Origin of the sequence: Desulfuromonas sp. CSMB_57 (assembly GCF_020194955.2) — a bacterium.
Lineage (GTDB): Bacteria > Desulfobacterota > Desulfuromonadia > Desulfuromonadales > Syntrophotaleaceae > JAFCIY02.
On sequence record NZ_JAFCIY020000035.1, the window covers coordinates 1 to 1,945 of the forward strand.

3 protein-coding genes are annotated in these 1,945 nt (G+C 62.0%); 1 reads left to right on the top strand and 2 read right to left on the bottom strand.

Annotated features, from left to right (window positions below; translation table 11 throughout):
* A partial coding sequence (locus JQN68_RS10555) for an ATP-binding protein (protein ID WP_225073919.1) occupies positions 1 to 203 on the bottom strand: 203 nt, incomplete at its 3' end.
* On the bottom strand, positions 181 to 1,731 hold the full coding sequence (gene istA / locus JQN68_RS10560; RefSeq protein WP_225073920.1) for an IS21 family transposase: 1,551 nt from the start codon (positions 1,729 to 1,731) through the stop codon (positions 181 to 183). The genes istA and JQN68_RS10555, both read right to left, overlap by 23 nt.
* On the opposite strand from istA, the gene JQN68_RS10565 reads away from it, so the two are divergent.
* Positions 1,730 to 1,945, top strand: a 216-nt coding sequence (locus JQN68_RS10565; RefSeq protein WP_249621182.1) for a hypothetical protein, incomplete at its 3' end; no start/stop codon positions are given. The genes istA and JQN68_RS10565 overlap by 2 nt on opposite strands.

Sequence of the window (1,945 nt, forward strand, 5' to 3'; positions counted from 1 at the left end):
GAAAGCCGGAGTTTGGCCGTCCGGAGCCGGTTCTGCATGCGCCGGTTTTCCAGTTCGGTCATCTGGAAATCCACGATCAGGCCGAAACGCTCCTCGAAGGAGAGCGAGGCCATGTCCGGCCGCTGCATCTGGTCGGCAAAGGCTTTGGCCATGGCGGAGAGCTTCATGGCGGTGAGCTTTTCAATGGTCGGTTGGTTCAGCATGGGAGAGCCTTTCGTCGTTGTAGTAATGGGTGCCCCGAATATTCTCGTGGGAGACGGGCAGTAATTCCAGTTGGCCGGGCAGCGGCTTCTGGTCGAGGTTGTTTTCCAGGATCGACTTGATGCTTTTGTAGCTGACTCCCCGGATGGCGAGGGCTCGTCGGCAGGCCGCCTCCAGGCGTTCTTTGGAAAATCGCTTGCCCAGGGAGATGACCCCCATGCAGGAGCGGAATCCGTGCTCGGGGTAGGCCTTGCGCGAGAGGATCTGCTCCACGACGGCGGCGGTGGCCGCTCCGGTCTGGGCCGCCCAGGCCACGATGCGCTGCGGCGTCCACTCGGCGTATTCCCGGTGGGCCTTGGGCATGTGTTCCGGCAAGGTGGTGTGCTTGCCCGCAAGAAACGAACGGGCATGAGAAGCCACCCGGTTCCCCTTGTGCAGGCATTCGACGGTGGTTGCGGTGGAACGGACATCCAGTTGCTCGCCCACCAGACGATGGGGAACGCTGTAGAAATGGTGGTCCACCTCGACGTGGTAATCGATATGGACCCGGGCTTTGCTCCAGAGGGAGAGTTGGTAGGGGGTCTCGGGCAGCGGCAGCATCGCCGGCCGGTCGAACTCTTCGAAACGGCTGCGCCGACTGCCGGGGAGTTTGCGGAAGGGACGGTTGTTCAGCAATTCCAGCCGCTGCCGGATGGCGGCGTTGGCCTCAGCCAGGCTGAAGAAGGTGCGATGACGAAGCCCGGCCAGGATAAAGCGCTGGGCGATCAGCACACCCCCTTCGACCTTGGCCTTGTCCTTGGGACGGCGAACGCGGGCGGGGATGATGGCGGTGCCGTAATGGTCGGCACATTCGGCGTAGCTGGGATTGAGGTCCGGCTCATAGCGGCAGGCCTTGGTGACCCCGGAGCGCAGGTTGTCCGGAACCACGCAATGGGGAACGGCGCCGAGATAGCTAAAGGCCCGGACGTGGGAGCCGATCCAGTCGGGCAAAGCTTGGGTCCAAGTTACCTCGGCGAAGGTCAGGTTGCTGTTGCCCATGACCCCGACGAAGACCTGGGCTTCTCGGATCTCCCCCGTTGAGGCCTCCACAATGGGCAGGGTCGACCCGCTGTAGTCGACGAAAAACTTATCGCCAGCGCGGTGCTCCTGGCGCATGGAGCGGTCCAGCTTCTTGCGCCACTGACGATAGAGTTCGCAAAACTGGCTGTACTGGTAACCGGAAGGTTCGCCCTCTTTGTACTCCTGCCACAGCAGCATGAGGGTGAGGTGTTTGTGGCCGGTCAGTTCATCATGCAAGGCCTGCCAGTCGGGCTGACGCAGTTTCCGGGATGAGGGAGGCTGAAGAGGGGGATAGAGGCGCTTTTCAAGGGTTTCGTCATCCATCGCCACCGGCCAGGACAGGCCGGCGGCGATGGCCCGGTTGATCGTATCGTCGACGGTGGTTTTGCCGACACCGCAGGCTTTGGCCGTATCGCGCCGACTCTGGTTACAGCCCCAGACCAGGCGCAGGATCTCACGTATTTTTCGCATGGCAACTCTTTCTCTCGGCATCACGCCCTCCTCGGATGGAATCAAGGACGGCAGGATACCCGTGGAGTTACCCCGCGACTACACTCTCAAATCACACTGGCCGGATTGCTCCGGAATGGTGGCCGGAATCGAATCGGAATGGTGGCCGGATTCGTGTCGGAACGGTGGACGCTTTCCCGTCGGAACCGTGGCCGGATTCGTCCGGAATACGCAG